At 66.5% G+C, this 24,430-nt stretch carries 23 protein-coding genes and 5 pseudogenes; 12 read left to right on the forward strand and 16 right to left on the reverse strand.

Annotated elements, in window-relative coordinates:
- Nucleotides 1-13: 13 nt before the first annotated feature.
- Both ENC19_RS06710 and ENC19_RS06715 read right to left on the reverse strand, forming a co-directional pair.
- On the reverse strand, nucleotides 14-1,726 hold the full coding sequence (locus ENC19_RS06710; RefSeq protein WP_164446260.1) for a hypothetical protein: 1,713 nt from the start codon (nucleotides 1,724-1,726) through the stop codon (nucleotides 14-16).
- A gap of 69 nt (nucleotides 1,727-1,795) precedes the next feature.
- Entirely contained in the window at nucleotides 1,796-2,416 is a 621-nt protein-coding gene (locus ENC19_RS06715) for a hypothetical protein (protein WP_164446261.1), read from the reverse strand.
- 430 nt (nucleotides 2,417-2,846) lie between these two features.
- Between ENC19_RS06715 and ENC19_RS29890 the strand changes: the two are divergent.
- Nucleotides 2,847-3,028: pseudogene (locus tag ENC19_RS29890) on the forward strand (SAM-dependent methyltransferase); the annotation flags it as partial.
- Between the two features lie 192 nt (nucleotides 3,029-3,220).
- Here the strand turns inward: ENC19_RS29890 and ENC19_RS06725 are convergent.
- Nucleotides 3,221-3,847, reverse strand: a pseudogene (locus ENC19_RS06725) (transposase family protein); the annotation flags it as partial.
- Nucleotides 3,848-4,016: 169 nt separating this feature from the next.
- Here ENC19_RS06725 and ENC19_RS06730 point away from each other — a divergent pair.
- Nucleotides 4,017-4,850 (forward strand): IS5 family transposase, encoded by an 834-nt coding sequence (locus ENC19_RS06730; RefSeq protein WP_216592697.1) that lies wholly within the window; start codon nucleotides 4,017-4,019, stop codon nucleotides 4,848-4,850.
- A 47-nt stretch (nucleotides 4,851-4,897) separates the two neighbouring features.
- Here ENC19_RS06730 and ENC19_RS06735 read toward each other — a convergent pair whose 3' ends face one another.
- Together ENC19_RS06735 and ENC19_RS06740 are read right to left on the reverse strand one after the other, a co-directional pair.
- A complete protein-coding gene (locus ENC19_RS06735) occupies nucleotides 4,898-5,038 on the reverse strand; it encodes a hypothetical protein (RefSeq protein ID WP_164446262.1) in 141 nt (46 codons plus the stop codon).
- 35 nt (nucleotides 5,039-5,073) lie between these two features.
- A complete protein-coding gene (locus ENC19_RS06740) occupies nucleotides 5,074-5,934 on the reverse strand; it encodes an alpha/beta fold hydrolase (protein WP_164446263.1) in 861 nt (286 codons plus the stop codon).
- Nucleotides 5,935-6,133: 199 nt separating this feature from the next.
- On the opposite strand from ENC19_RS06740, the gene ENC19_RS06745 reads away from it, so the two are divergent.
- Nucleotides 6,134-6,496, forward strand: coding sequence for a cyclic-phosphate processing receiver domain-containing protein (locus ENC19_RS06745; protein ID WP_164446264.1), 363 nt, complete (start codon nucleotides 6,134-6,136; stop codon nucleotides 6,494-6,496).
- Nucleotides 6,497-6,548: 52 nt separating this feature from the next.
- Here ENC19_RS06745 and ENC19_RS06750 read toward each other — a convergent pair whose 3' ends face one another.
- The 3 genes and pseudogenes from ENC19_RS06750 to ENC19_RS06760 all read right to left on the reverse strand — a co-directional run bounded on the left by ENC19_RS06750 (nucleotide 6,549) and on the right by ENC19_RS06760 (nucleotide 8,076).
- A complete protein-coding gene (locus ENC19_RS06750) occupies nucleotides 6,549-6,806 on the reverse strand; it encodes a hypothetical protein (RefSeq protein ID WP_164446265.1) in 258 nt (85 codons plus the stop codon).
- Between the two features lie 138 nt (nucleotides 6,807-6,944).
- Nucleotides 6,945-7,340 (reverse strand): annotated as a pseudogene (locus ENC19_RS06755) (VOC family protein).
- A 121-nt stretch (nucleotides 7,341-7,461) separates the two neighbouring features.
- A complete protein-coding gene (locus ENC19_RS06760; RefSeq protein ID WP_164446266.1) occupies nucleotides 7,462-8,076 on the reverse strand; it encodes a TetR/AcrR family transcriptional regulator in 615 nt (204 codons plus the stop codon).
- A gap of 183 nt (nucleotides 8,077-8,259) precedes the next feature.
- Here ENC19_RS06760 and ENC19_RS06765 point away from each other — a divergent pair, with 183 nt between their 5' ends.
- The 3 genes from ENC19_RS06765 to ENC19_RS06775 all read left to right on the forward strand — a co-directional run bounded on the left by ENC19_RS06765 (nucleotide 8,260) and on the right by ENC19_RS06775 (nucleotide 9,979).
- Nucleotides 8,260-9,039 carry an alpha/beta fold hydrolase gene (locus tag ENC19_RS06765; protein ID WP_164446267.1) on the forward strand — a complete coding sequence of 260 codons (780 nt, stop codon included), beginning with the start codon at nucleotides 8,260-8,262 and terminating at the stop codon, nucleotides 9,037-9,039.
- A gap of 146 nt (nucleotides 9,040-9,185) precedes the next feature.
- The gene (locus tag ENC19_RS06770) at nucleotides 9,186-9,527 is read left to right on the forward strand and encodes a hypothetical protein (protein ID WP_164446011.1); all 342 of its coding nucleotides are present in this window, start codon (nucleotides 9,186-9,188) and stop codon (nucleotides 9,525-9,527) included.
- A complete protein-coding gene (locus ENC19_RS06775) occupies nucleotides 9,437-9,979 on the forward strand; it encodes a DUF2625 family protein (protein ID WP_164446268.1) in 543 nt (180 codons plus the stop codon). The genes ENC19_RS06770 and ENC19_RS06775 overlap by 91 nt, the downstream gene beginning before the upstream one ends.
- A gap of 129 nt (nucleotides 9,980-10,108) precedes the next feature.
- Here the strand turns inward: ENC19_RS06775 and ENC19_RS06780 are convergent, their stop codons facing one another.
- Nucleotides 10,109-11,185: a HEAT repeat domain-containing protein gene (locus ENC19_RS06780; protein ID WP_164446269.1), complete on the reverse strand. Its 1,077-nt coding sequence runs from the start codon at nucleotides 11,183-11,185 to the stop codon at nucleotides 10,109-10,111.
- Between the two features lie 9 nt (nucleotides 11,186-11,194).
- On the opposite strand from ENC19_RS06780, the gene ENC19_RS06785 reads away from it, so the two are divergent.
- The gene (locus ENC19_RS06785; RefSeq protein WP_164446270.1) at nucleotides 11,195-11,671 is read left to right on the forward strand and encodes a hypothetical protein; all 477 of its coding nucleotides are present in this window, start codon (nucleotides 11,195-11,197) and stop codon (nucleotides 11,669-11,671) included.
- 183 nt (nucleotides 11,672-11,854) lie between these two features.
- Here the strand turns inward: ENC19_RS06785 and ENC19_RS06790 are convergent, their stop codons facing one another.
- A complete protein-coding gene (locus ENC19_RS06790) occupies nucleotides 11,855-12,265 on the reverse strand; it encodes an SMI1/KNR4 family protein (RefSeq protein WP_164446271.1) in 411 nt (136 codons plus the stop codon).
- Nucleotides 12,266-12,363: 98 nt separating this feature from the next.
- Between ENC19_RS06790 and ENC19_RS06795 the strand changes: the two genes are divergently transcribed.
- Nucleotides 12,364-12,885 carry an AAA family ATPase gene (locus ENC19_RS06795; RefSeq protein ID WP_164446273.1) on the forward strand — a complete coding sequence of 174 codons (522 nt, stop codon included), beginning with the start codon at nucleotides 12,364-12,366 and terminating at the stop codon, nucleotides 12,883-12,885.
- A 150-nt stretch (nucleotides 12,886-13,035) separates the two neighbouring features.
- On the opposite strand, the gene ENC19_RS06800 is transcribed toward ENC19_RS06795, so the two are convergent.
- From ENC19_RS06800 to ENC19_RS29895, 3 genes are all read right to left on the reverse strand, one after another.
- Entirely contained in the window at nucleotides 13,036-13,449 is a 414-nt protein-coding gene (locus ENC19_RS06800; RefSeq protein WP_164446274.1) for a DUF6924 domain-containing protein, read from the reverse strand.
- 106 nt (nucleotides 13,450-13,555) lie between these two features.
- Nucleotides 13,556-16,267: a tetratricopeptide repeat protein gene (locus ENC19_RS06805; RefSeq protein WP_235944581.1), complete on the reverse strand. Its 2,712-nt coding sequence runs from the start codon at nucleotides 16,265-16,267 to the stop codon at nucleotides 13,556-13,558.
- Nucleotides 16,159-17,922 (reverse strand): CHAT domain-containing protein, encoded by a 1,764-nt coding sequence (locus ENC19_RS29895; RefSeq protein ID WP_164446276.1) that lies wholly within the window; start codon nucleotides 17,920-17,922, stop codon nucleotides 16,159-16,161. Before ENC19_RS29895 ends, ENC19_RS06805 begins: the two co-directional genes overlap by 109 nt.
- 95 nt (nucleotides 17,923-18,017) lie before the next feature.
- Here ENC19_RS29895 and ENC19_RS06815 point away from each other — a divergent pair, with 95 nt between their 5' ends.
- Nucleotides 18,018-18,551, forward strand: coding sequence for a toll/interleukin-1 receptor domain-containing protein (locus ENC19_RS06815; protein WP_164446277.1), 534 nt, complete (start codon nucleotides 18,018-18,020; stop codon nucleotides 18,549-18,551).
- A gap of 714 nt (nucleotides 18,552-19,265) precedes the next feature.
- Here the strand turns inward: ENC19_RS06815 and ENC19_RS06820 are convergent.
- The 3 genes and pseudogenes from ENC19_RS06820 to ENC19_RS06825 all read right to left on the reverse strand — a co-directional run bounded on the left by ENC19_RS06820 (nucleotide 19,266) and on the right by ENC19_RS06825 (nucleotide 20,854).
- Nucleotides 19,266-19,481 (reverse strand): nucleotidyltransferase family protein, encoded by a 216-nt coding sequence (locus ENC19_RS06820; protein ID WP_164446279.1) that lies wholly within the window; start codon nucleotides 19,479-19,481, stop codon nucleotides 19,266-19,268.
- A gap of 37 nt (nucleotides 19,482-19,518) precedes the next feature.
- Nucleotides 19,519-19,629: pseudogene (locus ENC19_RS30870) on the reverse strand (SitI3 family protein); the annotation flags it as partial.
- Nucleotides 19,630-20,212: 583 nt separating this feature from the next.
- Nucleotides 20,213-20,854, reverse strand: coding sequence for a hypothetical protein (locus ENC19_RS06825; RefSeq protein WP_164446012.1), 642 nt, complete (start codon nucleotides 20,852-20,854; stop codon nucleotides 20,213-20,215).
- Between the two features lie 151 nt (nucleotides 20,855-21,005).
- Here ENC19_RS06825 and ENC19_RS06830 point away from each other — a divergent pair, with 151 nt between their 5' ends.
- The 3 genes and pseudogenes from ENC19_RS06830 (at nucleotide 21,006) to ENC19_RS06840 (ending at nucleotide 24,343) form a co-directional block, all read left to right on the forward strand.
- Nucleotides 21,006-22,196: a cellulose binding domain-containing protein gene (locus ENC19_RS06830; RefSeq protein ID WP_235944510.1), complete on the forward strand. Its 1,191-nt coding sequence runs from the start codon at nucleotides 21,006-21,008 to the stop codon at nucleotides 22,194-22,196.
- A 467-nt stretch (nucleotides 22,197-22,663) separates the two neighbouring features.
- Nucleotides 22,664-22,867 (forward strand): annotated as a pseudogene (locus ENC19_RS06835) (hypothetical protein); the annotation flags it as partial.
- Between the two features lie 315 nt (nucleotides 22,868-23,182).
- Nucleotides 23,183-24,343 carry a TIGR02677 family protein gene (locus ENC19_RS06840; protein WP_235944512.1) on the forward strand — a complete coding sequence of 387 codons (1,161 nt, stop codon included), beginning with the start codon at nucleotides 23,183-23,185 and terminating at the stop codon, nucleotides 24,341-24,343.
- Nucleotides 24,344-24,430 lie beyond the last annotated feature (87 nt).

Below are 24,430 nucleotides of genomic sequence, written 5' to 3' on the forward strand. Positions count from 1 at the left end.
ACGTCCTCTCATCCTATATAACGAGCGGGAAGAACCCGCCACAACCGGGGACCTGGCACGATCGGTAAAGTGCCAGAACCGTCAGCGACAATTTCTTCTCTGCCTTTGTATCCAGCGACAGTTCACGGCAGCCCGCCGGAGAGCAGAAGCCTAACGTCGCCCATGTCTCAGGATCCCACTTTACTCCCGAAATCCATAGAGCCAGGGCGCTCGCCGTCATAGACGCTTCAGCTGACTCCGCTCCGAGCCCCATCCGGTAGGTGCCGTCAGGGAGGCGCAGTCGTTCTATCGCCTCCAATGCGACCGTATGCGAATCCTCACTGAGGCCCGCTCGGAAGCGAATCTCCTCGATTGCCGCACCGAATATCGAAGACGGCTCAGCGTCAGACTCAGGTTCGGCCAGGGGAAACCCGGGCTCTTCGCTTCTGTGCATCTTGGACAGTCCCAACACAAGCCTGCTCACATCGTCGTTGTAGCTCGAGGGAGGGCCTTCTACGGCTGCTTCTATGAGTGCCTGCCGTCCGTGGCCGACGATCGACAGCAGCAGACGTAAACGCATTTCCGCGAGCGAAGATGTGAACGAAGGCTCCCTAGGCTGGGCTTGGTAGGCCGGTAGCCATTCGGTGTCGAATGTCTTCGAGACGAGTCGCTGATAGCCTTCTAGTGGGAGATCAAGCATTTCGGCGAGGCGCAGGCCGGCAATTGTGGCTCGAATTGAAGTAGCTACAGCTGTCGGGCTCGGCCAACCAGCAGGAGAATGTGGTGGAGTCGAAGCACCCTTAACCTTGCATCCGAGCGATGCAGCGTAGAAGTTCAGCTGTGCATCTGAGGGCCGACCAGGCTCGAACTGGACGAATCCAGCAGGATTTATGATCTCCGTGCAATCTTCGTCTGATAAGGGACGAATCTCGCCATGAAGGTTCTTTGCTATTCGACTGAGGGCTGCTTTCGCGCCCAGCCAGGCGGGGTCTCTGTGCCGCCCAAGAACGCCATCGATCTGCGAAAGTCGCTCCTCTTCAATCCTCGCCGACAACATGTCCGGCCCTAAGGCTACCGCTGCCTCAAGAGCGGGAAGCAATACGCTGACGGCAGACTTCCGGTCCACAACGGGCTGCTCAATTACCATACGAATATTATCGACGACGCTTGGAGGCACCGGAAGATCGACTGTGGCTAGCACCTCCACTGCAAGTGATGTGCTCCCCCAATTGGCTTCAGAGTCTTTGCTTGCAGCGTACATCCCGTCTCGGTAGAGCGAACGGAGCCCCTGTTCGATTCGAACCGGATCAATCTCAATGCCAATCTTTTCTGATATCTTCACAGCGTAAGATATTTGCGCAATCGGCGGGAGCTCGCTTGCTCTCTTTTGGCCAGCGGCCGCAGATACGATCCAGCGCTCAACGCTACCTGCTTGCAGCGACGAGAGGCTACCGCCCCGACGCTCCAACTCTACGATGTTCCACCACGTATCGTAAATCGAAAATGGGCTGGACGCCTCGTCCCATGCACCATCAATGAAGTATCCCGACTGGCCGTCTGACACCCACGAATCTAACAGTATTGCTCTCAGGCTGTCATCGCTTAGTATCGGCGACTCCGGCTTGGGGATACCCTCACCCGAGTCCTCTACAGTAGAAGACGTGCAGCCGCATAACATTAAAAGTGTGCACAACAAGAACACAAGTACATGTTGGGGCTTCCTGTTCGGGACCACGATCCTGTCCACCTGCCGGTATTTTTAGCTGGACGGCCTGGTTGGGGGCAACCGCTTTCGCCGCCCCCAACCAGCGTTCAATTAGGGGACGAAATGACCAGAGTTGCTAGATATTGCATAGAACTGACTGCCCCACTGAAACGAACCCGTCGTCCCAAAGTTGACGCCCGTGAGCCTGCTAACCCCGCAACCTGCATCCATTATTACGCGGTCCCAGTCATGGAAGGTCTGCCAGGTTCCATTTACAGTAGTGCTCCATTCAAGGGTGCCGGAGTTCGGCGAAACGGAACCTGCGGGCGGATAGCTAATGGACATTCCGAAACCTAGATAGTCGGTTTTCCAGATATCGGTGTGGGTGACGGAATCCGGGTCTCCATAGATTGAGTAATCGTCGTAATAGCTTGCCATCGACGTGTTCGAGTTGTATTCGACCTTGCAGGGGGCGCCGGATCCGACAAACCTGCCGATGTAGGCCCAGGATTGGGAGCTCACCTGGATGGATCCGCGTGCAATGCCGGGTGGGTCGATGTCTCGAAACCTGTGGTCCCAGAGTTCGCAGTCGTACGTACAAATGTCTGCCACGCGCATATCTCTGCGCTCCGGCATTTTCATTAACCGCTCGTGGCTATTACGGAAGTTGGGGTCACTTTTCAGGACCCGGCCACCGTCCTGCTGCTCTACCAGGATCCAGCCCTTCGGCACGTCAGAAGAAGCGGGCTCTGCGCTGCTCGCCGGACTGGCTGGACTAACAATGAGAAGGGCTGCCGTAGTTAGGGCGGTCAGGGCACCCGCAATCCGCCTTTTCGCTCGTACTGTTGCAGTAGTCATATCCACCTTTCGACTGACCTCAGCATCGACATCGATGCTCTAATTGTTCGCCGATGCTAGCAGTTTCGTACGGATGAAAAACGATAGTCGATATGAGCCTGTGTAGAGGTAAACGCTGGATGTGCAGGGAACACAGCAGAGAGTGACCGCCGCCCGCGTGGACGGACGTGACCAAACTGTTATCGGAAGTCGCGCCGGACGCGCGTCCATCGGTGGTCCAAGCGCCGCCATCCGGCTACCGCTGCTGGTCGTAGCCGCGTACTGGCACTACTCGGCATCACATGACGACTCTGCCGGGGCCCTGCCCGGTAGCCGCCTCGGCAGTCTTGGCATCGACGTCGATCGGTACTGGCTCTCGGCCCGGGAGATGGAGGACCGCTTGACCGCCGCCGGTTTCGCCCTGTTTTCCAGGGCAGCGCCCCACCGGAAGAGGCAGAGCCCCCGTACGGGTACATGCTGGTCCGCAAGACCGGCTCCGCGAATGCTCCCGGTGATCGAGCGGCTCGTCGGGTTCGTGTAGGTCGACCCACCCGGGGGTCGATGGCAGCGCGCCGACGGGAGAGGCTGCTACCGCAGGCTCGGAACCTGGCTCGGCAAGGTAGATCGGCACCCGAGGTGGGCTGAGCGGGTAGACGCTCGGCCTACCTGCGGATTGACGAGCGAGAAGCCAGTCCTTTCGTATGCGCCCGAGGAGTCCCGGCACACCACCTCGACACCGGGATGCTCACACAGCCACTTCTCCAACGTGTGGGCCTTGCGGTCGGGCAGCACCTCGATGCGTTCACGGGTGACCGCGTCGATCAGGACGGTGGCGTAACGGCGACGGCGGCACAACGCGAAGTCGTCGACCCCGAGCACGCGGGGAACCCGCCGTTCGGGCAGCGGAACGCGTAGCAGCGCCCGCAGGGTGGTGTGACGGGACATGACGACCATCGCCAGGACCGACAACAGGCGAGCACCGCCCCGGCCAGCCAGATGGCGCACCACCGCAGCGACCTGGGAGATCAACCGGGACGTGCGACGCTGGTAACGCTCCAGAACACCCGGAAGCTGTTCGCGGAACGTGCGACGGCAGCCCTGCGTCGGGCACACCAGACGGCGTACGCGTACCCGCACCACTACCGGCCGGGCATCGACCGGCACATCCGCCAGAGTCCGCTGGTGATACCCGTGCACCCGACCCGTCACCGCCTCACAGCCCGGACAGGCCGCCGTCCCTGCAGGCGTCCGAGCCCGCACCAGGATCCGCTCGCCCTCGTCCATGACCTCATCGATCACCAACGGGGACAGCCCCGAGAACACCATCTTCGTAAGATCAACGATCTTGCACACATGACCTCAACGACATCGACCACCCTCAGTCACCACCGAATGTGAGACACAGCCGTTAGCGAGACAGCCCCGTGTTTGAGAAGGTCTGTTGTGGACGGTGTGGCGGCGTGACATGCACCGTTGGGGCGGGCAGGGTGACGCGGTGTCTGCGCGCCGTGGCTACCCCTCCGATCTGACTGATGCCCAGTGGTCGCTGGTTGAGCCGCTGTTGCCGGAGCCGAACACGGATGGCCGGCGGGAGAAGCACCTACGGCGGGAGATCGTCAACGCCATCCTGTACGTGGTGCGGTCGGGGTGTCCGTGGCGGTACCTGCCGGCGGATCTGCCGCCGTGGCAGACGGTGTACTGGTACTTCACCCGGTGGGAAGAGACCAGCGTGACGGAGAAGCTCCTGGCTACGCTGCGGGTCAGGGCGCGGGTGCAGCAGGGCCGTCAGCCGGAGCCGTCGGCGGGGGTCATCGACTCCCAGAGTGTGAAGGGCGCCGACACCGTCGGTCGGGACAGTCGGGGCTACGACGCCGGGAAGAAGGTCAACGGCCGTAAGCGGTTCATCGTCACCGACACCCTCGGCCTGCTGGTCGCCGTCACTGTCCTCGCGGCGAGTTGGCAGGACCGCGACGGCGCGAAGACCGCCCTGCTCAGCGCCTACATGCTCACCCCGATCCGGCATGTCTACGCCGACCAGGGCTTCACCGGACGGCTGGTCGACTGGACCCGCGACACCCTGCGCACCACCCTGGAGATCGTCCGCAAACCCGCCGACCAACGCGGCTTCGCCGTGCACCCTCGCCGCTGGGTCGCCGAACGCACCCTGGCCTGGCTCAACGCCTGCCGCCGCCTGGCCCGCGACTACGAACGCCACCCCGCCGTCTCCGCAGCCCTCATCCGCTGGGCCGCCATCGCCGGCATGACCCGCCGCATCACCCGCGGCCAACCGGCACAACGACAAGCCCGCCGCACCTTCAACCGGACCTGACAACCCCATCTCAAACACGCTCTGAGCCAGATAACTCGGCGTAGCGATCAGATCGCGGCATGAGCGTGCAGGTGATCAAGCAACTCCGTCACCTTGCTGAAGCCTTTCCGCAACCGGCGCAAGCCGTGCGGATCCGCCGCCGAGTCAACCCGACTGTCGGGGCGCTGGTCTTCCGCCACGTACGCCATCACCAGCCTGATCGCGTCACGGCACCCGGGCCACCTCAGGGGGTGGGTGGCGCCGGGTGGCCCGCGAGGAACCCTTCCACGGTGGCTGCGAACATGCTCGGGTCGTCCACCCAGGGAAAGTGCCCGATACGCGGCAGTTCCGCCACCTCGGCATGGGGGATACCGGCAGCCAACTCGCGGACGGCCCGGCAGGTTGGCCAGATGTCGTACTCACCGGCGACCAGCAGCACCGGCACTTCGAGCGCCGCAAGCCTCTTCGGTATCGCGGGGTCCGGTTCGAAGTTGGCGTAGAAGCCGTCCGTGGCCGGCTGGGCGAACTGCGCGGGTTCGGCGCGCGCCTGTGCGTGGGCCGCAGCATTCCAGCGCCCGTACAGTAGCGGCGTCGACAGCCACCGGTACCGCTCCAGCTCCTGCGGTGACGCGGCCACGGCATGCAGCGCGGCGACCGCTTCGGCGTACCAGGGCTCGTGCACCCGCCGGGCCAACACCTCGTCCACACCACGGTCGGATGGAATGCCGACGACCCGCAGCGACGGAGCTACCAGCACAACGTGATCGAGGCGGTGCGGGTACTCGACCGCGTACCCCAGGCAGATCCCACCACTGGCCGAATGCCCGAACAGGTCGAAGCGGTCCAGCTGAAGGTGGTCGCGCAGGGCCTCAACGTCCTGGACGAGCCGGTCGACCCGGTACGTCTCGGGATCCTCGGGGACCGACGACGCGCCCGTGCCGCGATTGTCCAGAAGGACCAACGTCCGATGATCGCTGAGACCGCCCAACTCACCAAGGTACTCGACGGCCTGACCGGGACCACCGGGGATGCACACCAAGGGCGGCCCGGAACCAACCAGCCGGTACGCCAGTTCCGTACCGTCCCAGGATCGAAAACGTCGCATACGGCCCTACCCTGCCACGGATCTCACCCGAAAACCGCCCCGGCGGCGGCGAACTGGGACCTGATCGGGATCGAGGTGCGGAGGCAACAGCGACGGTCAAGGCCAGCGCTACCGTCTGCGATGGGTAGCGCGGCTACCCACGCGCCCGGTGCGGCAAATCCGGATGTCGCATCACGATGCTGTCAGGCATCATCGTCGCGTGGATGCCCGCCGAACGATTGTCCTGGTCGATGACCTTCGTTCGTTCGTGGATGGCCGTGGTGCCCAGGTGGCCCGTACCAGCGCCGCCGGGGTTGAACTTCTCAATCGGTACCGGGACCGGCGCTTGGACGAGCTGTGGCTGGACCACGATCTCGGTGGGGACGACACGATCTGGCCGGTCGTGGAGGTCCTGGAGCGGGCCGCCTTCGACAACCGTCCCTTTGACGTCGGCGTCATCAACGTCCACTCGGCCAACCCGACCGGCGCCGCGAAGATCGCCCAGGTCTTGCGGCACTGGGGGTATCGCGTCCGTGTCGCGTCGGGTTCTACCGACGTCGGCTATCTCGACGGCCCCGCGTGAGCTGACCGACCCGATCGCCCCGTCCGCCGGCCACCACACTCGGAGCGGCATGTCAGGGAGACGGAGACGCATCGTCGCGGCGGAAGACGATGGTGAAGAACCCTCGGTACTTGGCATCGTCGCCCAACTCGGTCTCGAAGCCGATTGCGAGTACATCGTCCATGCTGATGGGCTCGTCTTGAGCCAGCGTGCTCGCCACATGCCTGAACAAGGCGGTCAGGGACTGGTCCTCGTCTGCCGCCGGTAGGCCGATGGAGAAATGCTTGCAGTCGTAAGCCTCGACCACGCTCCCGATGCTGTCACGACTCATGCGACCGGCACCTCGATCCGCCCGCTCATCGGCTACCGAGCATCGTCGTGATCGGCCGACTGTGACGTTGCGTGACACGCGGTACGCGGCAGATCAGGATGTGTGATCTTGGCGGTTTGGCTGGCAAGTGCGGTGATGTCAGGTGGCGCCGAGGAGGTCCCACCGGTTGCCGGCGATGTCGAGGAAGACCGCGACCCGGCCATAGGGCTCGGTCCGTGGTTCCCGGACGAAGGTGACACCGGCCCCGGTCATCCGTCGGTAAGCGGCGTCGAAGTCGTCGACACGGAAGAAGAACCCGACCCGGCCGGCTACCTGGTTACCGACAGCGGCACGCTGGTGTTCTCCGTCGGCGCGCGCGAGCGGAATCCCGGTCTGGGCACCCGGGGGCCGCACGACGACCTACCGCTTGGGTCGCCCGTCATTGGTCAGCGATGGGGAGTCCTCGACGAGGTCGAAGCCGAGTACGTCGCTGAAGAACGCGATCGCCGAGTCGTAGTCATCGACAATCAGGGCAACCAAGTCGATCTGCACCACGGCAGCGTACGCGGGGTCGACTCCTGCTCGCCGCTCGCGCGCACCACCACGGCATGAGTGGGTGTCGTTGGTGAGCAACCCATCGGTCTGTGGGCTGCTGAGGTCGCGCTTGAGTCTTGTGTTACGGCCGGTTTGGTCCGTGCTTGAACAGCCGATCGATGTGATCGGTGAGAATACGCAGTGCGGCTGCACCGTCTCGTTGCCCGCCGAGCACGCTTGAGCCGAGGCCGTTGGTGAGAGCGAGGAGTCCGGCGGCGGTCGTCGCCGGGTTCAGCGTGGTGTCGATCTGGTCGGCCTGCTGCGCGGCGGTCAGTTGCCCGGCGAGCAGTCGTTCGACCTTGTCCGGGTAGGCGGCGCCGTGCCGGGTAGCGAGGTCAGGGTCGGTGAAAACCAAGGTGTAGTAGCCGGTGTAGGCCCTCGCCAGGTCGAGGCTCTCGGCGTCGGTGGGCAGGATCGCGGTGAGTGTGCCGTAGACGACGTTGCGGGGGGTCACCGGTCCCAGGGCACGGATGTGGCTCTCCACCCGGGTGGCCAACCGTTCGCCGAGATAGGCCAAGGCGGTGAGTAGCAGCTCTTCCTTGGTGTGGAAGTAGTACTGCACCAGGCGGAGAGAGACGCCGGCTTCGGCGGCCACTTCACGCAGGCTGGCGGACTGCAGGCCACGGGCGCTGGCGATGCGCAACAGCGCCTCCCCGATCTGCCGGCGGCGTATCTCGTGGTCCACACGTTTGGGCACGGCGATCCGTTCCGGGATAGTAGTCGATGGCTTTCATGATACGCTTGTATCAAGAAAGTCGAGCGAGGTGGTGACAGCATGCCAGCTGCCGGAATCAGCACCTTCACCAGCGACAAGGCTCAGGCGCGGTTCGCGCGGGCGTACGAGGGCATGCGTCGGCGGCGGTGGCCAGCGGAGGCGACCGTGACAGACGTGGCGACCAGTTTCGGCTCTACCAGGGCGTACCGGATCGGCAGTGAAGGCGTCCCGTTCGTGCTGCTGTCGGGAGCCGGCGGCAACGCGTTGTCCTGGCATCGCTACATGCGTCCGTTCGCCGCGACGCGGCAAGTGATCGTTCTCGATCCGGTCGGTGAACCCGGATGTTCGGTGCAGGAGAGACCACTACACGACGGGCGCGACTGGGCCAACTGGCTGCATGAGACCCTCACCGCCCTGGACGTTGAACGCGTCCATCTGGTCGGCATGTCCCACGGCGGCTGGGTCGCCTTGCAGTACAACCTGCACCTGCCCGGCCACGCCGACACGATCACCCTCCTCGACCCCGCCGGCTTCGGCCGGCTCAACGGCCGTTTCCTCGCCTGGATCATGATGGGCGGACTCGCCGCTTTCAGCCCCACGCCGATTCGCCGTCTCGCGGCACGGGCGCTACACAACTCCTCCTTGCTCGACGACGACCTCGTCCGACTACTACGGGCCAGCACTGGCTTCCGCCGCCGCCACATCGCGCCGCCCGAAATCACCGACGAGGAGCTACGCCGGATAACTGCTCCGACCCTGGCGCTGCTCGGCGGAAGAAGCCAGATGTACGACGCCCAAGCCGTGGCCGCCCAGATCCGGGCCCAGATCCCCAACGCACACGCCGAAACCATCCCAGAAGCCGGCCACGACCTTCCTGTCCGCTGCCCCGAACTGGTCAGCAACCGGACCATCCAGTTCACCGCCGCAACCGAGAAGCAAGTATGAACATCCGCTCATCGGCACGACCGGGCGTCGGCGTGACCCGGTTGTCGTGACGCTGCGTAACGGACGGTCGGTGGCATGGTCGCCCGTCCCCTCGCACAGAGGCCAGATGAGCGCGCCTCGCACGACCCACAAACCAACTCCACCTGGTGGCAGTCAGGCTGCTCGACCGGGATCAGCGGGTCAGCGGGACACACTTCGCCGACGTGCAGCGGCCGGGGCATGATGATCGGATGCGCAACGTAGAGGAGCTGAAGGCTACATCCGATCCGGCGTGGCCAGCGCTCGAGATGGAACTGCTGTCGAATCCGCAGATCAACATCTTGCCGGTCTCTGCAGCCGTCGGGCATGACAGCCTGTACCGCTTCCAGGCACGCGGTCACGGCTGGGCGCGCTGGCATTGCACACCGGTGGTCTGCTGGTCAACAACGGCTGGCTGCGTGTGCTCGGCGGCGGTGGCGAGCGCGGTCTGCCCTCGCTGGCGGAGGTGAACGTCCTGCCGGGCGATGAGCAGGCGCCCGCGGCGCTGGTGGTCGGTTACGACGTGCTCGGCGGACGATTCGAGGTCAACGGCCCCGATCCGGCGACCATCGGCCGCCCCGGGGAGCCCGGCGAGGTGTGCTACTTCGGGCCGGACACGTTGGAGTGGGAGTCCCTCAGCGCTGGTCACGGTGCTTGGCTGTCGTGGATCGCCGAGGGTGGTACCAGCCAGTTCTACGAGTCCCTGCGCTGGCCAGGCTGGCAAGAGGAGACACGCGGGTTGCCCTTGTCGCACGGCATAACGGTCTACCCGTTTCTGTGGTCGCGCGAAGCGCACCAGAACCTCGCTGGCACCACCCGGCGGCCGGTGCCCATGGCCGAGCTGTTCTCGTTGCAGGACGACTTCGCTGCGCGGTTCGCCGCGGAACCGGACGCCACGGCGTTACACGTCCGCGTCGTGTAACGCGGCTAGCGTGAGCACCCACAGCCTGATGCCCAACTACTGAGAGACACGCCCGGTCGGCGGCATTTCAGGGAGGTGAAACGAGGAGTGCCTGGCGGGAGTTGGTGGAGACACCTCGGGGCAATGAGGTCAACCAAGCCCCAGACGTTGTAGAGCCGAGGCGACGTACCCACGGGCGGCCCGGTGCTGCCAGCCGAGCGGGAAGTCAGGCAGTGCTGCGGCATCCTTGGCATCGATGAGCAAGCTCAGCGCCGGATCGGGTAGTTCCTGACCCAGCCTGCGCGCGAGCGCCACCGCAGCCGTTACCCGCACGACGAACGAGTCGTGACCGAGCAGGTCCGTCATCCGGGCCGCGATCGCGCAGGGCGACACCGGCAGGTGTGCCAGGGCGAGGTTCGCGCTCGCCCGGACGGCGTCGTCGCCGTCGGCCGACAGCAGCGCGGCGATCGTCGGCTCATCCGCCGGGAACCACGCCAGCAGCTCGGCGGCCTGGGACGCGACCAGCGGATCGTCGCCGAGCCAATGACGGTAGGCGTCCACGTGTGCCGCCACAGCCCGGTACGCGTCGGCGGCCCACTTCGCGGCGCACGAGTCGGCGATGTCCATCGCCTCCTCGGTGAAGCCCTCGTCGCGGTAGTAGACGAGCGCGATGACCATGTCCTCCTGCCGGCGTGTCACCGCCGGCCCATCGAAGGCGGCCTTCGGACCGAACGGCAGATCGTGATCGGTGTAGGCACCCAGACCTACGTCTCGAAGCAACCTCGTCAGGGCAGGCCGGGCTGGCGTGCCTGGGTCGTTGATCAAGAGAACGAGGAAACGCACCACGTGAGCGCTGACCTGCCAACGGGTTCCTTGATGGACGACAGCGTCCCGCAGCCGGGTCAGCGCCTCGCCGGCCACGGTCGGATCCGGTGAGCGAAGCGCCGCCAGGTGCGCCGGGATACGGTCTGCCGGGCCGTGCGTACCGTGCAGCGAAGCCCACGGCACGCCGTCAAGATCGGAGAGCGGACCCACCAAGGAATTATCACCACCGGGATAGCCCAACACCGGCCGGTAGCCGCGCGATAAGCCGGATACGCAACGTACGCCCCGCGCTACCCGCCCGACACTCCGGTCGCGGCATGTGCGGATGCGCATGCGCGACGGGCCGGAGATCGGTCGTTGGGTGGCCGTTTGGTGTTTGCGTCGCGGCGGTTGCTTGTTCACGCTTGCAGCGTGGCTGATCTGGACTTTTTCGTGGACGTGGTCGTCAGTGGCGCGGTGCTCGGAGTGGGCCTGATCGACTCGCCGGACGGCGTAGCTCACGCGATCGGTACTGACTTCGTGGAGGACCGCGGCCGCGCGGTTATGCGGCGCGACTACGGCCTGGTGGAGTTCTTCTGGGCGCGTCGGTCCGGATCCGATCCCTGGCATGCGACGGGCTTCACCGTGCACGTGCACCGCTTGGCGTCCCTCGACGTCGCGCGGGAGCCGAGCTGCCGGGTCTGCTGCCCTCCGCTGATGACATCGTCCGAGCCTGCCTTGACGCCATCCCGGTTGGTCGACATCAGGTGCCCATGCTCGACGCCCGCCGAGACCTGCACGGACTCGACCAAACCCAGATACGCCTATCCCGCCATGCGAAAAACCTGGTCAATGCTGCTCAATGGCATCTGGACGACGTCCAGGATGAACGGCTCGCCGACCAACTGAGCGAATGGATCGCGGTCAAGCCCAGCCTCGTGTAAAAGCTCGCTTCGCCGCGCGGCCAGCACCACCCCTGCCTCGGCGCAACGCACGCTCATCGGCACGGACGCGCCTGTCGCCGCCGTTCCTCCGTCACGCGCTGTGACGCCCGGTCGGCGGCCAGAAGAGTGCGTGAGTCCCCTCGCGCGGTCAGATCCCGAGGCGTTCGATCAGCGTCTCGATGTTGGGCGCAACCTCGATCCAGTCCGCCGTTGTGCTGAGGTAGATCACTGACGGGCCGGCCAAGGAAGGTCTGTAGTCCAACGCGAACGGCTGGTCGGGGCCGAGGTCACCGATCAGCAGAGACTGGTCAGGATCCACGTCGCCAGGCGGGCGCTGCCGGTCCGGCTGACCGAGATAGAACCCGCGATAGTCCTCCGGCATGTCGTCGAGCCAGCGCCTGTTGGCCGTCATCCGACTCAGGGGGAGGAACTGTGGGACTACCGCGTCATCGCCGAAGACTTCGCGGTACATCGAGGACGAGCGGTCTGGAGCTACCCACCGACCTTGCCGCACCGCACGGAGGAGCACAGACGGGACCGGCAAGCCGTCGATGATCACATCGCCATCGTGGACGCGCCGTACGGTCCCCACAAGTCCGAATCTCCTCGACGCACCATCAGCGGCATCGACCAAACGCACCGCTAGGGTCGGGTCCTGTGATCGTATGGCTCAACGGCACTCACGGCGCAGGCAAGACGACCACCAGTGCACTCGTGCAGCAGCTGATCCCGGATTCACGGGTGTTCGACGCCGAAAAGGTCGGCGAGACACTGATGGACATCACACCGGGGCTACCCGAGACGGACAACTTCCAGCACTGGCCGCCGTGGCGGCAGCTCGTCGTCGAAACCGCCCGCCGCATACTCGACTACACCGGCGGCACACTGGTGATGCCCATGACCGTCCTAGTCGAGCAGTACTGGCGCGAGATCAACACGGGCCTCGCCCACCATGCCATCCCGGTACGGCATTTCGTCCTCCACGCCGACCAGCACACCCTCCGCAGGCGCATCGAGGGGGACACTCTTCTTGGCCCCTCCCCATTCCGTCTCAAGTACCTCGAGTCCTACACCGAGGAGGCCCGCATCTGGCTGCACAATGAGGCCGAGGTCATCGACACCACACACCTCACGCCAGCCCAAGCCGCCCTGCGGATCGCAGACGCCGTCAACAGTTGAGGGCGGCCCCCACGGGCAACGGGCCAGGCGATAGCTCGTAACACACACGAGCGCTCATCGGCACGACCGGACGCAGGGCATCCACGATCTTCGTCACACCGGGTAGCGCCCGGTCGGCGGCATGACAGCGCGTCTGATCATGGTTGTGGGCTATGCGTCCTCGAAGCCGCGGTAGGTACCGGACTCGTCCGTGGCGTCGGCGAACTCGTCGAAGTCCATATTCGCGATGCTCAGATTGGCCGACACGTCGGCGTACCACTGCGCCGGCACGCGGAACGTCCGTCCGGGTTCGGCGTACAGGTCCACGGCGAGGAGCGAGTGCTCGATGTCGGCCATGCTGATGGCATCGGCAACGAACAGGTAGGCGAGCTTGTCATCGTCGGCGGCGGCGGCGTCCGCAGCGACCAGAGTCTGCACGGTTACATCGGAGTAGAGGGGGTCGCTGGCGTAGGTTGCGCCGTCGGCTCCGACAGCCCTTTGGATTTCGCTCCAGGCCCTGTCGTCGGTGAAATCAGTGCGCAGGATCAGCGATGTCAGGTCGTTGGGCTGCGGCAGGAGCGGCATGCCAATGATCTTCTCATCCGTCGGACCGGGCGCGCGATCAGCGGCAGATCAGTGCGTAGGCTGCGCGGCTTCTGGGGTTTCTGCCTCGCCGAGTGAGTGTCTATGTCTATGTGCCGTCTTCTTGTTCTGGTCTTTCTGTTTGGTCGAGTAGAGCGGTCAGTGCCTGCGACGATTGTTCGTCGAGGATGGCGGTGACTGCGTCGGAAAATCGGTGTTCGCAGAGTTTCGCGCGGAGGTCACGGAGTCGGGCGATATCGAAACCGGCTTGGGGAAGGCCGATTCCGAGCCGTATCACGAGGGCCTGGCAGTGGAGGGTCACTGCCTCGGCGAAGTCACCCGTTTCGGTACGCAGGGTTCCCAGCTGGCTGATCGAGATGGCCATGCCGGCCCGGTTGCCCAGCTCCTGGTTGATGGTCAGGGATTGCTGGTAGCGGCGTTCGGCCTCGGCGTAGTCACCTTGGAGGTAGGCGAGGATCCCGAGCTGGTGGTAGCTGCCGGCCATGCCGGCCCGGTTGCCCAGCTGCTCGCCGATGGTGAGGGATTGCTGGTAGCGGCGTTCGGCCTCGGCGTAGTCACCCCGGTCCTGGGCGATCATGCCCAGCTGGTGGTAGCTGGTGGCCATGCCGGCCCGGTTGCCCAGCTCCTCGTCGATGGTCAGGGATTGCTGGTAGCGGCGTTCGGCCTCGGCGTAGTCACCCCGGTCCTGGGCGAGGATCCCGAGCTGACCGTAGCTGGTGGCCATGCCGGCCCGGTTGCCCAGCTGCTCGCCGATGGTGAGGGATTGCTGGTAGCGGCGTTCGGCCTCGGCGTAGTCACCTTGGAGGTAGGCGAGGATCCCGAGCTGGTGGTAGCTGCCGGCCATGCCGGCCCGGTTGCCCAGCTCCTGGTTGACGGTGAGGGATTGCTGGTAGCGGCGTTCGGCCTCGGCGTAGTCACCTTGGAGGTAGGCGAGGATCCCGAGCTGGTGGTAGCTGCCGGCCATGCCGGCCCGGTTGCCCAGCTCCTGGTTGACGGTGAGGGATTGCTGGTAGCGGCGTTCGGCCTCGGCGTAGTCACCTTGGAGGTAGGCGAGGTTGCCGAGCTGGTGGTAGCTGCTGGCCATGCCGGCGCGGTCGCCCAGCTCCTCGCCGATGGTGAGGGATTGCTGGTAGCGGCGTTCGGCCTCGGCGTAGTCACCCCGAGCCTGAGCGAGAATCCCGAGCTGGTGGGTGAACGCGGCGGTGTCGTATGTGTTGGGGGGCAGCCAGGTGAGGGTTTCGTGGCAGATGCTGGTTTCCCAGTCCCATGCGGCCCAGGTGTGCAGCTGGTCTCGGATCTCATAGCTGAGTGACACCGCCGCCGTCAGGTTTGCGGCGGCGTAGTGGTGGTATCGAGCTTCGATCTGGTCGTACAGCTCGGCGAGTTTGTCCTGTGCCTGGTGTTGAACCCGCCAGGTGTAGTAGGCGGCGGCGCGGTGGTGTGCGCTCGTGGTGGCGTCGGGGTGCAGGCGGGCCAACGCGGCGGCGGTCCACCGGTGCAGGACGTACTGTGGCCTGTTGTCGTCGGGTCGGACGATCGGGACGAGGAGTCCGAGCGTGTCCAAGGTGGCCAGCGATACCGCGTCGACGGTGGTGTCGCTCAGCGGTGGTCGGCCCATCTCGGTGATGTCGGTCCGCAGTTGAGTGACCTGTTCGGTGGTGTAGCCGAGCTGGGTCCAGTCATCGACGGGTTGCCCGGCGGTGTTGGCCTCGTCGAGCTTGTGCGTCAGTTCGGTTAGCCGCTGGTCGCGTTCCGGGTCGGTCGGGTTGGGGGCGGGTGGGTGGATTTGCCAGGCCAGGCCTAGCTGGTCGATGGGCTGCCGATATACGGCGGCGCCGATTAGCAGTGTGCGTGCCGCGGGGTCGAGTAGTCCGAGCAGCCGGTCCAGGAGGCTGTCGTTGACGGTCAAGGTCACCGCTTCGGCCAGGGCCCGACCGACCAGATGGTTTTGTTCGGTGTCGTCACCGTCGCGGGCGGTGTGGAGGTCGTCGAGCCAGCGGTCCGGGGCGGTGATGCCCCGGTCGGCGAGTAGCTGTTCCAGGCGGTCGGTGACGTCGTCGAAGCGGGCTTGCCCTTTGCGCAGGAGCGCATCGAGGTACTCCAGGGTGCGGGGGTGGCCGCCGACGTCGGTGCAGGCCCGCCGCTGCTGTTCGGGCGTGAGCGCGTCGAGGCCGGGTAGCCGCCAGATCAGTTTGCGGGTCTCGGCCAACGACAGCGGGCCGAGATGGTGGTGGACGAGCCGCCGACGGGCGTTGCCCGGTAACTCGAACGGGTAGCGGCTGGTGACCAGCAGCCGGTGGGGGCCTTGATGGACGGCCCAGGCCGCGAGGAACTCGGCGAGGATGTCGTCGCGGATCAGCGCCGGCCCGCTGGTCTGCTCGTCCAGGTTGGTTTCGAAGTTGTCGATCAGCAGCGTGACCGGTTGCTGAGCCAACACCTGGAACGCCGCCGTCAGCCGCTCCTGCCACGGTTCGCCCGGCATCCGCAAGTAGCCGGAGAGTTGCCGCCACGGGTGGCGCTCCGGCAGGCCCTCGGCGATGGCCCGGGTGAACAGGGCCTGACCGAACGCGGCCAGGATTGCGTCGGCTCCGGTGGCGCCGACCACCGGCACCACGATTCCGATGTCCTGACCGAGCAGCCGGAGCAGCTCGGCGGCCAGGCTGGATTTCCCGACGCCGCCGATGCCGTGGATCACCGCGCCGGCGCGGGCGCGGTGGCGCAGCGCCGCGACCAGGGTGCGCAGCTCGGCGCGGCGGCCGACGAAGTCCCCGACCGGGCGCAGCGGAACGCCGGCCGGCAGTACCGGCTCCGGTGCCTCGGTGACCGGGCCGGGCGGGGCGGCCGGGTCATACAGCGGCTGCGGCTCACCGCGCGCGAACACCACGGGGTCGCCCACTCCACCAGCCGGCGGACTGGCGCGTCCTGCGGCAGGGCCCGCCGGTCGGCCTCGATCTGCCGCCGGGCGTGGGCGACCGCGTCGACCACCATCGGCTCGGCCGCCACTGCGAGTTCCCGGTACAGGGCTGCGGCGAACAGCGCCGCGTACCGGTCGGTCACCGCCGCGGTCATCGCGACCACCTGCGGCACGCCTGCCGCCAGTAGCTGCCGCGCCAGGCCGGGCAACGCGTCCGCGCTGTCCTGCGGCGCCGCCTGGACCGACAGGGCCGTCGAGCAGCCAGCCAGCACGACCGCGGCCGGGCGCCGATTCTCCGGGATCGCCGCGACCAACTCCTGCGCGGTGACCTCGTGCGGCAGCCCTCGCTCGTCCTCCAACAGCAACCGACCCGGACGGGCGTGACAACAGACATGCAGCACGTGGAACCGTTGGGCCTTAAGCGCGTCTCGGAGCGCGGCCAGGGTACCCAGGTTCAGGACCTGGACGTGGGCAGCCGTACGCTTTCGGGCAGGATCGACCGCGTCGAGCACCGTGGCCAGCTCATGCTCCACGTCCAGCAGCGGCCCGCCGTCCTCACCCTCCGGGCTGGCCAGCACCACCAGGATCCGCAGCGGTCCCGGGATGACAACTCCCGGAACGGTGTCCTCGACATCGACGCCCCGGAACACCTCCACCGACTCGGTCAACGCCAGCGCACGATCCGCACCGGGCGGGATCAACGCCTCCCACGGCCAGTCCACCAAGTCGTCCCCGGCGCATACCGCTAGACGCAGACCGGCGCCGTGCCGGCGCGCGTCGCCGATCAACCCGGTCAACGCGGCACCGACCGGGTCAGGGATGAACGCCTCGCCGAGCATTACACCGGCCTCGCGCAACGCCGGCGACAACTGATCGGCCGTCGCCGCGTCGGAGCCGCGCCGCACCAGGTCGCCATCCCGGCGGTGACCGATCCGATGCACGTCCTGCAGACGCGCCGGTATACGCCGCGCCACCTCCGCCCGCGGGATACCGGTCGTGCGCCGACCCTCGTCCCGGTCGACCACCTCCACACCCGACATCGCCACCGTCAGCCTGGCGCGCCGCGCCCCTTCGGGTCGGACCCGGCCACCCGGCGGCAGGGCGGAAACGACCTCTAGCGTCGGCTGCGCCTCACCCAAAGCGGCGATCAACTGAGCCACCCGTGTCTGGTAGACATCGCCTTCGGCGTGCCGAAAGTCCACACACCGGCGAATGTCCAGAAAAGGCGGCATCCCGACGTCCTCGTGCAGCACCGGAATCAGCCGCCGTCCCTTCTCCACCGTCTGCGAATACAGCGCGGCATACTGATCCATCACCTGCGGCGAGGACACCGCGGCAGGACTGCACACCACCACTCCCGCCCGAGCCGCTTGGATGCCCTGCTCCTGCCGGCGGGTCACCACATCCCCGGGCAGCACCTCCCACTCGTCGAAGAACACCCGAAACCCTGCGTCGCGCAACCGACCGGAGAGCGTTACCACCCACGGGCGGTCAGGCTCGGCATAGACGACGAACACGTCGAAGCGCTCCACCCCGGTCATCCGCGCCTCCCGATCGTCCTGACAGGTTGTTCCACTATGGCGGACCAGGGTCCCATCGATATCACCCGTTCGAGCGAACCGGCTACCGTACGCTCATGGAAGCTTCCGGGCTGATCGTCGCCATCATTAGCGCCATCGCCGGTATCGCCGCAGCCTGGTTCGGCTACCTCGCCGTACGCGACAAGCTCCGACACCGGCACACCGCTCCCGCAGCCGTACAGCCGCCGACGAACCAGCCGTACGACGCGTTCATCTCCTACGCCGCCGCCGACGAGGACCTCGCCGAGCAGATCGCGCACCACCTACAGACCCGCAACCTCCGCGTCTTCCTCGCCAAATGGATCGACCTCGGCCTTGTCAAACACCTCGAGAAGGAATGCGCTCTGAACGGCACTCGCACCGGAATCCTACTGTTTAGCGCCGCCACCATGACCCAACCCGAGATCCGAGACGACTACGCCGCGATCCTGCAACGCGCCCACAACGGCGGACGACGCTTCATCCCCGTCCTAGTCGAACAAGTCGACCTGCCCCCATACGCGAAAATCCGACAACCGCTCGACCTTACCGACAAACGCAACCGCGACACAAACCTCGACACTCTAGCGAGAACCATCCAGCGCGCCTAAACCAAGAATAATAGCCACACCGAGAAACAACACTCAGACACCCGGGACCGACTGGTAACGACCCCTGCAATTTGTCAACGAACGACTCACCGGTAATGCAACAACGCACTCTCATCGGCAGAAGCGGATGCCGAGTGGAGATGTCGACTGGACGCCCGTCACGCAACGTCATCGACCGGGCATACGGTCAGTCGCACAACCGTCAAGGCAGCCGACCATCAAAGAGTCGCCTCCCCCGGTGCAGCCTTGTACGTCAAGCCGTACATGTCTCTGCACGGGAGTGCTTGGAGGTGGGAGTCTCCGGCTGACACAGTCCATCGCGCCATCAGCACTCTGATCAGGCCAGACGCTGCAGCCGCAAATCTTCAGCAAGCGATCACAGCAGTACCGCCCTGCGACCAAATATTGATCTTTAGAAGCAGGAAACCGCAGGTCAACAGCGTGCGGTTGAAGGATATACACGGTTTAGGAAACCGATGCTCTATCCCCTGAGCTACGGGGGCGCGAGGGCCTAGTCTAGCGACCTGGGGGTTCACCTGGGGTGGCAGGGAGTGGCCCACCTTCACCCGCGTTCCCCGGACCGCCGTTGTCGCAGCCCAGGAGCACACCCCGAGCACACGAACCCCGGTTTGCGACCGGCGGTCGGCCGCGGCGACCCCCGTTGGCACCAGTTCACCCCGATTGTCATCCGCTGGAGAGCACACACCGCGTACATCATCGAAGATCATGTGGGGCTAGCCGCTCCCCCGGCTGGGCGCCGCCTCCCACGGGAGATGCTGGAAAGGTCGCGACCAGCCGCGCGGCGGCCGGGTCGTCGTTGTCGCGAGTCAGGTCCGCCGGGTCGAGGAAGACGACGTCGACGTCGCCCACGGACGACGGGTCGAAGCCGCGTCGTCCGTCATGCGGGTCACCCGCGCTCGGCTGGCTCATTGGGTGATGATGGGTCGTCTGTGCCGTAGTGGCTCCACTAGGTATGCCGGTGTCTGCGGAGTTCACCCGCGGTGCGGGTCAGCAGGAGCCAGCTTCCGTTCTGGACCAGCGCCGCGTCCTCTTTCCGGGCGGCCAACACCCGGGCCACGGTGTACCGTGCCAAAACTCGTCGCACAGGGTGTGAGCTGCTGTTTCGCGACAATGACGCAGGATGGCAGGCGTGTTGGTTCGGCTGCTGTACCTGAGTGCGGTGCGGATGTTCGGCTGGTTACCGCTGGCCACGTGCAGCGAGTCCGCGCTGGTCGCAGAGTTGCTGGTGCTGCGCCATGAGGTGGCGGTGCTACGCCGTCAGGTCGGTCGGCCGCGCCTGTCGTGGCCGGAGCGGGCGGTGTTGTCGGCGCTGGTCCGGGCACTGCCGCGGGAACTCTGGAGGCATCGGATCGTTACCCCAGCCACCCTGCTGGCCTGGCACCGCGGGCTGGTCCGCCAGCACTGGACCTACCCGAAGCGGCCCGGACGACCACCGATCAGCGACGACCTCCGTGACCTGATCCTGCGCTTGGCCAGGGAGAATCCCGGGTGGGGGCACCGGCGCATCCAAGGCGAACTCGTCGGGCTCGGCCATCGGGTCGGCGCTGGCACCATCCGTCGCATCCTCGCCAGTTCGAAGCGCGGTCCTGCCCCACGCGAGATCGACACCAATTGGAGGCGTTCGTGGAAGGGGTCCACCGCTATGCCGCGTGGCGGCGGGTGGCGGCGAGTTCGGGGAAGGCGTCCTCCCAGCGCTGGCGGAGCTGAGGTGGCACCAGAGGGTGGGCCACGACGTGCCGGTGGACTCCACCTCGGACGGTTCCGCGCCGATCGACGGCAAGGTGTACCAGTCCAAGGCCGCGCCGCTGGTCGACCCCGTGCTCGGCGTCGGCATCGAGTCCCTGCATCTCACCCAGGAGATTCCCGGACTCGATCCGGCGGACGCGAAGTACAACTACGGCAACATGGACCCGGCCGGCGAGATGCACGGCATCGTCTTCAAGTGGGCCGCCAACTCGTGGGTGCGCGGCATCCGGACCAAGATGACCGGCTCCCACCCGATCGTCACCGAGGAAGCCAAGAACCTCCAGATCGTCGACAACCACCTCGACGGCGCGTGGAACAAGGGCAAGGGCGGCAACGGCTACTTCCGCGGCTCCCGGGTCTGGGACTCGCTCTACGCCGGCAACGTCTCCCGCAACCTGCGCCACTTCACGTTCCAGTGGTCGGCGTCCGGCAACGTCGTAATCGGCAACGACTTCGACTCCGACCTCAACCTGCACGGCGGGTGGGAGCGGAACAACCTCTTCGAGCTGAACACGGTGCGCGTCCCGTACGCCCACCGCTCGGCCAACTGCTCGGCCAACTGCGGCGAGGAGGACGGCGGCGGGCCGGACAACTCGACGTGGTTCCCGATCTGGTGGGGGTGCCGGCAAGAAAGCGGTCAAGTGGTCCGGTGCGACCGGCCCGCGCAACGCCTTCTTCAACAACGCGATGAGCAAGCAGCTCTGCTCGGACACCGCCCCCTACACCGCCTACTACCCGGACCGTACCCGGATCTACCAGTTCGGCTGGAACGGCAAGGGCTACCGCCACCTCGACATCGGTGGCACGCCGATCGCCGACTGGGCACAGAACGAGCAGCGCGACTACACCGGCGGACACGGCATGGACGCCACCCGCACCGACTCCAGGCCGTCACTCTTCCTGATCCGGGCCAGTGGCACCGTCCCGTCCCCGACCAAGTCGCCCACCACCGCTCCCCCTGCCGACGGTCTGACCGCCCGGTTCGTCAAGACCTCGAGCTGGAACGGCGGCTACCGCGCCGACTACGTCATCACCAACAACGGCAGCACCAAGACCACCAGTTGGGTCCTCGAGTTCGACCTGCCCAGCGGCACCACCATCACCAAGTCGTGGAGCGCCACGCACACCTGGAACGGGCAGCACCACCGCTTCACCAACCTCAGCTACAACGGCGACATCGCCCCCGGCGCCTCCGAAAAACTCGGCTTCAACGCCTCCGGCACCGGCCTCCCCCTGGACAACTCCCATCACGTCACCATCGATGGAATGCACGTGCACCACATTGACGAGGAAGCGGTGCACTTCCGCCGCTCGTCAGCCGACGGGATCATCCGCGACTCCGTCATCACCGACACCGGCCTGGTCCAGCAGGGTTACGGTGAGGCGGTCTACATCGGCTCCGCCAAGTCGAACTTCGGCTGCCACGGCAACTCCGGCGGCATGGACCGTTCCGACCGGGTGCAGGTGCTCGACAACCAGATCGGCCCGAACGTCACCGCGGAGCACGTGGACGTCAAGGAGGGCACCGCGGACGGCGTGATCCGGGGCAACCGGTTCGACGGCCAGGGCATCTCCGGCGCCAACTCCGCCGACTCATGGGTCGACGTCAAGGGCAGCGGCTACCTGATCGAGGACAACACCGGCACCTTCCGGACCCCCGGCACCTTCGCCAACGGCTACGAGACGCACAACCTGCTCGACGGCTACGGCTGCGGCAACACCTGGCGCGACAACACGTCGGATCTCGGCGGCGTCGGCCGGTACGCCATCCGCATCACCTCGACCTCGAAATGCTCATCGAACCCGAACGTCGTGCACTCTTCGAACACCGTCACCGGCGCCGTGGACGGCCTGACCAACATCCCCACCACCCCGTAACCCGAGCCCGGCATTCGGACGCCGCAAACGTCGTTGGCGACGCACCGATGCGGGCACCCAAGCGCCGGCCTGCGGTTGGTACGTCGACCGTCACCTTGAGGTGTACGCGCCGGGGCCGGAACGAACGGCCGGAGGATCCCACGTTCTTCAGGGCCGAACGAGTGTGCGACCGGGACCGGTCCGCCACTGGACCAGGTGCGCGCGGCCACGACGGTGCGCACCTGGTCCAGTGCTCCGAGCACGATGAACATCGGCGAACGGCAAGCGCCGTCGACCGGCTCGACGGCGCCAAGGCCGGCGACGGCCTGCTCGTCATCGGCACCACACCGCAACAGCAACCGGCGCAGGACATCACCCCGGCGCCGCCGCCGGACTACCGACCCCACGGAGACCGGAAGCCCTACTGGTGGCCGAAACCCTCGCCGCGCCGCAGGGCCCGACCGACGGCACGGTGACGCTCCCGCGCCGCCGCGCAGGTCAACGCTGCCCTCGCGGACACCCGCGTCGTCTTGATCAGCGGAGCGCGCCAGGCAGGCAAGGGCACGCTGGTCCGCATCGTCGCCGGCGATCGTATGGCCGAGCGCCGCGATCTCGATCGGGCTCAGGACCGGGCAGCGGTGATCGCCGATCCGGTCGGATTCGTGGACTCCGCCGAACTCCTGGTCATCGACTAGATCCAGCGCGCTCCGGAACTCCTGCTGGCGTTTCCACAGGTCGCTCCCGCCTGACCAGGGCGCATGCCGTCCGCCGTCACCGGCCGGCAGCTCGGACACGATGTGTGGAACCTGCGGCGTGTCAGCGCTCCACGAAGCGCGGGGCAGGCGTACGGCATGGTGGCCGATGGCGGCTGGTCGCCGGCCCGCCGTTCCAAGACCGGCCTGATTCGACCGCAGGACAGGCTGCCGCCGCTCCCCTGTGCGCCCGGCCGCCGTGGCGGCTCTCCTGGGTAGGGTGGGGGGCTGTCCGCGTCCGGTGGGAGGTAGATGATGACGGCGCAGCCATCTGGACCGACGTTCGGTCTGGACGACTTCGGGCTGGACGACCGGATGCGGTTGTTCGGCTACGTGACGGCAGAGAACCGGCTCGCCTACCTGTGGCTGCTCCGGGCGTTCGACTCGGCACGGTCCAGCTACCACGTGGTGCTGCACACCTCCGACGTGGCCGCGGCACTGGCGACGTTGCACGGGACGAACGCCGACTGCCCGGACCCGGCCGGGCTGGAGTTGCCGCGGCTGCTCGACGCCCTGGTGGAGTGGGGGGTGCTCGACCGTGGGCAGGACGGTTCCCGCGCCACGACACTCGCCGAGTACCGCAACCGGCATTCGGTGTACCAGTTCACCGAGGCCGGGTACCGGGCGCACCGGGCGGTGGAGGCGGTGTTGTCGGCGAGCATGGACGACTCGACGCTGTCCCGGCTGGTCTTCGCCGACCTCCTGGCCGACCTCGACGCGCTCGCGGTGGCCAACGAGGCCGGGGACGCCGAGGAGGTCTACCGCAAGTTCACCCGGCTGGACCGGGCGTTGGCCGACATCGCCGAGCGGGCAGCGCGCTTCTACCACATGCTGGGTGACCTGGGGCGGACCAACGACGTGCGGCCGGAGGTGTTCCTCGCCCACAAGGACGCGCTGCTGGCTCATCTGCGGGACTTCCACGACGAGTTGCAGCGGTACACGCCCCGGCTGCGCGCGGCGGTGCACGAGGTCGAGGCGACCGGTCTGGACCGGCTGATCGAGGCCGCCGCCGAGGCCGACGAGCGGCTGTTCCACACCCCGGTGCAGCGGCTGGAGGACTGGCGGCGGCGTTGGGCGGGGCTGCGGTCGTGGTTGGCGCCGCCGGGACCGGAGCAGCCCAGCGAGGCGGACCGGCTGTCGGACGCCACCGTCGCCGCGATCGGCGACGTCCTCGCTCTGCTGCGCCGGGTCACTGAGGCGCGACGCGGCGGGGTGAGCCGGGAGTCGCAGTTGCGGCACCTGGCCGCGTGGTTCACCCACACCGGCAGCCAGGAGGCCGCGCACGCCCTGTTCGACGTCGTGTTCGGCCTCGGCGCTCCCCGCCACGTCGGGGTGGCGCATCCGGATCCGGAGGCGATCGCCAGCCGGTTGTCGTGGTGGAGGCTCCGGCGGTGGAGCTGTCCCGCACGCTGGTGACCACCGGCCGGGCACCGGGTCAGGGCCGGGGCGGCCGGCCCGGCTGGACCGGGTCGACGAGCGCCGGCACCGGCTGCGCGACGACCA

Source organism: Verrucosispora sioxanthis (assembly GCF_010560025.1).
Taxonomy (GTDB): domain Bacteria; phylum Actinomycetota; class Actinomycetes; order Mycobacteriales; family Micromonosporaceae; genus Micromonospora; species Micromonospora palythoicola.

Excerpts from the sequence above, each read along its gene's own strand:
- ENC19_RS06800 (WP_164446274.1), bottom strand. The coding sequence starts at position 13,449 with ATGCCGCTCCTGCCGCAGCCCAACGACCTGACATCGCTGATCCTGCGC.
- ENC19_RS06735 (WP_164446262.1), bottom strand. The coding sequence starts at position 5,038 with ATGGCGTACGTGGCGGAAGACCAGCGCCCCGACAGTCGGGTTGACTCG.
- ENC19_RS29895 (WP_164446276.1), bottom strand. The coding sequence starts at position 17,922 with ATGACCGGGGTGGAGCGCTTCGACGTGTTCGTCGTCTATGCCGAGCCT.
- ENC19_RS06840 (WP_235944512.1), top strand. The coding sequence starts at position 23,183 with ATGACGGCGCAGCCATCTGGACCGACGTTCGGTCTGGACGACTTCGGG.
- ENC19_RS06740 (WP_164446263.1), bottom strand. The coding sequence starts at position 5,934 with ATGCGACGTTTTCGATCCTGGGACGGTACGGAACTGGCGTACCGGCTG.
- ENC19_RS06750 (WP_164446265.1), bottom strand. The coding sequence starts at position 6,806 with ATGAGTCGTGACAGCATCGGGAGCGTGGTCGAGGCTTACGACTGCAAG.
- ENC19_RS06820 (WP_164446279.1), bottom strand. The coding sequence starts at position 19,481 with ATGAGCCAGCCGAGCGCGGGTGACCCGCATGACGGACGACGCGGCTTC.
- ENC19_RS06815 (WP_164446277.1), top strand. The coding sequence starts at position 18,018 with ATGGAAGCTTCCGGGCTGATCGTCGCCATCATTAGCGCCATCGCCGGT.
- ENC19_RS06830 (WP_235944510.1), top strand. The coding sequence starts at position 21,006 with ATGAGCAAGCAGCTCTGCTCGGACACCGCCCCCTACACCGCCTACTAC.